The 3692-nt window shown below is 71.1% G+C and carries 6 protein-coding genes and 1 pseudogene; all 7 read left to right on the top strand.

Features of this window, described 5'->3' with window-relative positions; genetic code table 11:
• The coding region (locus ACWDNY_RS31210; protein WP_451649173.1) for a hypothetical protein at positions 1 to 318 on the top strand (318 nt) is incomplete at its 5' end.
• A gap of 17 nt (positions 319 to 335) precedes the next feature.
• Entirely contained in the window at positions 336 to 950 is a 615-nt protein-coding gene (locus ACWDNY_RS31205) for a hypothetical protein (RefSeq protein WP_451649172.1), read from the top strand.
• Complete coding sequence (locus tag ACWDNY_RS31200; RefSeq protein ID WP_451649171.1) at positions 947 to 1177, top strand: hypothetical protein; 231 nt, start codon at positions 947 to 949, stop codon at positions 1175 to 1177. Before ACWDNY_RS31205 ends, ACWDNY_RS31200 begins: the two co-directional genes overlap by 4 nt.
• A gap of 236 nt (positions 1178 to 1413) precedes the next feature.
• A complete protein-coding gene (locus tag ACWDNY_RS31195; RefSeq protein ID WP_451649170.1) occupies positions 1414 to 2217 on the top strand; it encodes a deazapurine DNA modification protein DpdA family protein in 804 nt (267 codons plus the stop codon).
• Entirely contained in the window at positions 2214 to 3104 is an 891-nt protein-coding gene (locus tag ACWDNY_RS31190; RefSeq protein WP_451649169.1) for a bifunctional DNA primase/polymerase, read from the top strand. Before ACWDNY_RS31195 ends, ACWDNY_RS31190 begins: the two co-directional genes overlap by 4 nt.
• A gap of 224 nt (positions 3105 to 3328) precedes the next feature.
• Positions 3329 to 3517 (top strand): hypothetical protein, encoded by a 189-nt coding sequence (locus ACWDNY_RS31185; RefSeq protein ID WP_391600006.1) that lies wholly within the window; start codon positions 3329 to 3331, stop codon positions 3515 to 3517.
• Positions 3514 to 3692, top strand: a pseudogene (locus ACWDNY_RS31180) (DUF3631 domain-containing protein); the annotation flags it as partial. The gene ACWDNY_RS31185 and the pseudogene ACWDNY_RS31180, both read left to right, overlap by 4 nt.

Genomic DNA, 3692 nt, shown 5'->3' with positions numbered 1-3692 from the left:
GACCCCGCTCCTAGCTGGAGCCAGGCGGGCACGGGCGCCGGTCTGTCGTCCCGAAATTGCCAGCATCCGGGGCGCGCAGAGCGTATCCATCCGTCCACCTCGCCCGAAAGCGAGTTCTCTGCCGTGATCCTCAACATCTCCGCCGTGCTGCTGTTCGGCGCCGCCTCCGCCTTCGCCCTCAAGACCAAGGCGGCCGGAGGTGGGGCCGCCCTCGCGCTGTTCCTGTTCGGCTTCTTCACCGCCGGTACCGGCGCCTACGGGCCCATCCACGACCTGGTGCAGGCGTTCGCCACCGCCCTCAGCGACCTCGGCAACTGAGAAAGGAGACCACGACCATGAACGAACCCATCGTCGCGCGGCACTGGCTCGCCATCGTCGCGCCCAAGGCCGCGCCCGCGCTCGCCACCACGACCGTGCTCGCGCTCGCCCGGATCTGGAACGTTAACGGCGCCGAACACTCCGTCGGTAACGCCGTGCTGATGACCGCCCTGTCCCTGGGGGCCGCGGTGGCCGGCGCGTCCGCGAGCGTCGGACGGGCGGGTGACTCCGTCATCGCCGGGACGGCCTTCGCCGCATCGGGCGCGCTCGCCTTCGCGGGCGTGGCCGGATACGCCGACGGGATGTCCCTGCCGCTGCTGCTGTGGTCCGTGGCCACCGCGGGCGCCTACGGGCTCGCCGCCCGGTACTGGCGCCGCGACCGCCGCGACACGCTCACGTACGAGCGGCACGTGAGCGAGCGGCGCGAGGAGCGCGCCCACATCGAGCGCGTCGAGACGCTGCGCGCCACGACCCAGGTCGAGGTGGCGCGCGCCGGCGCCGCCTACGCCGAACAGCTCGCCGCGGCGCTCACGGCCCGTGCCGCGCTGCCCGGCTTCGACCCGAAGAGCATCGAGACCGCGGGGCTGCCCGCGCTGCCTGGTGCCGAGATCAGCAAGGAGCGTGGCTGGTGACCGGCAATCAGACCCGCCGCACGGACGCCCTGCTCTCCGAGGCGCACCGCAACCCGCACGGCCCGATCACGACCGGCAGCGTGATGCGCCTCTACGCCCGGCTCGGCATCGCGCCGAAGAGGGCCACGGCCCGGCGCGACCTGAAGACGCTTGTCCGGGAGGGCCTGCTCACCGAGTACGGCCCGAGCCACCAGCGCCACTACGCGCTCCGCATTACCCACCAGTAGCTACGCCCGAGGCGGGCGCCGTCTCACCACAAGCCTGCGCCCGCCCCGGTTCTCCAGTCCCTCCATAGAGAACAGGAGACCTCCAGCATGACCGAACGTCGTGCGTTCGGCGAGGGCCGTCCGGCCCATGCCACCGAAAGGAGGTGCGGTCGCCCGCGCCCGCGCCTTTTGGACCTCTTCTCGTGCGCCGGCCGCGCAGCCCTTGCGCAGCTCGCTCCTGTGCTGGGGGTGGCGGCGTGAGGTTCTACCTGACCACCCACAAGCGGCACTGGCTCCGCCTCACCGATGTGCCGCTGTTCCTGAAGTGCGAGCACTTCGACCGTGCCGTCAAGTGGGACGAAGCCCAGGGCCCCTACGCCATCGACTCCGGCGGCTTCATGGAGCTGAAGAACAAGGGCGCATGGACCCGTTCACCCCGGCAGTACGCCGATGACCTGCGCCGCATCTGGGAACACGTCGGCCCCTACGACTGGGCCGCCCCGCAGGACTGGATGTGCGAGAGGGCCATCATCGCGGGCGGTTGGTTCGGCGGGCAGTACTTCGTCGGTACTCACCTCAGCGTCGCCGAGCACCAGCGGCGCACCGTGGCCAACTTCCTGGAACTGCGCTCCCTCGCCCCGGACCTCCGCATCGCCCCCGTCCTTCAGGGCGACACCATCCCCGCCTACGAACGGTGCGTGGAGCTGTACGACCGTGCCGGGGTGGACCTGCAGGCGGAACCGGTCGTCGGGCTGGGCTCGGTGTGCCGGTTGCAGTCCACCCGCCAGGGGGCCGCGATCGTGACTGCGATGGCCGCGCACGGCTTCAGGCTTCACGGCTTCGGCTTCAAGATTCTCGGTCTGGAACGCGTCGGTCACCTGCTGGCCTCCGCGGACTCCGCCGCCTGGAGCTCCCACGCCCGCCGCCGGCCCCCGCTGCCTGGCCACACCCACAAGAACTGTGCCAACTGCATCGACTACGCCCTGCTCTGGCGCAAGCGCGTCATCCGCGTCATCCCCACCCAAGAGCAGATGCTGCTGACCGACCGGGGTGCAGCATGAACCGTCACCTCCTCTATGCCGCACTCGACGCAGCGGAGCGCGGCTGGGCCGTCCTCCCGCTTCGCCTCGGCGACAAGCGCCCCGCCCTGCATGGCGAGGACGTCTGCCCCGGCATCGGGGATTGCGCCGGCGGTCACCGCAAGTGGGAGGAGCGCGCCACCATCGACCCGGACCGCATACGTCGGGCGTGGGGCGAGCTGCCGTTCAACGTCGGCATTGCGACCGGCCCGTCCGGGCTGGTCGTGGTCGACCTCGACATGCCCAAGCGGAAAGGCAGCACGGACACGCCTAGCGGCGTGACGACCTTTACGGCGCTCTGCGAGCGCGCCGGACAGGCCGTGCCGACGACCCGTACGGTGCGGACCGCGAGCGGTGGGTTCCACCTGTACTTCACCGCTCCGGCTGGCCTGCGGCTCGGCAACACGGCCGGAAGGCTCGGCAAGCGCATCGACACCCGGGCGTGGGGTGGTTACGTGGTCGCCCCCGGCAGCATCACCCGTGCGGGCACTTACGCGCTCCTCAACGACATGCCGCCCGCCCCTCTACCCGAATGGCTTAGCGCCCATCTGACGGGTCGTCACGCCGCGCGGGCACTAACGGCTGCACCGTCGGCCGTTCGAGCGTCCAAGTACGCCGCAGCGGGCTTGAACGCCGAAACGGCGTCCGTACGGCAGGCTCCGGAAGGCGAGCGCAACGCCACCTTGCTCCGGGCGGCGCGAGCCCTGGGGCGGTTCGTCGCGTGGGGCGACCTTCCGAGGGAGCAGGTCGAGGAGGCTCTTCAGTTGGCGGGGGAGCAGGCCGGTCTGTCCCCGCGGTCATGCATGGCGACCATCCGCAGCGGGCTGAACTGGTCGATTGCTCGCAACCAGCAGCGGAGGGCGGCGTGAGTACCCGCTCCCACCCCTCACTGAGGTTGGTCCACTCCGCAGAACGGCCGGCGGACGACGGCACGACCTACCCCCCTCGCCCCCCACTGAAGAGCCTCCCCGGAGCCCCGTCCGGTCCGGGCGCCGCCGGACACGCTGCGACCACTCCGGGCGTGGGCGTGCCGAAAGGCGCCGCCCGTCAGGGCGTCCCTTTTGCTCTTCTCTCTGACCCGAACACGGCCACCGTGACCGGCATCACGCCGGGCCTCCAGATCAGCACGACCGGCGTGCCGGTGGCCGACTGGCTGTGCTCCTGCGGGCACCACGAACGGGCCCGTGGCTGCGCCGCGGTCACCAAACTCACCGGACGCGTACGCGTCGGCATCTGCCCGCACCGCACCGCCCCTGCACAGGAAGGGAGGACCCTCGCATGACTTCCACCACGAACGGCGCGGTCCTGCTCGATGAGGTGGAAGCCTTCCACCGCCGTTTCAACATCTTCCCCCTCGACGCCGCGTACGTCGCCGTGACGCTGTGGGACGCGCACGCGCACCTGCTCGACTGCTTCGACTCCACCCCGCGGCTCGCAATTCTGTCGCCGGAGCCGGG

This window comes from Streptomyces sp. NPDC003697, assembly GCF_053587115.1.
The sequence above is the reverse complement of the archived record's forward strand: the minus strand, read 5'-3'. Positions and strand labels throughout refer to the sequence as shown.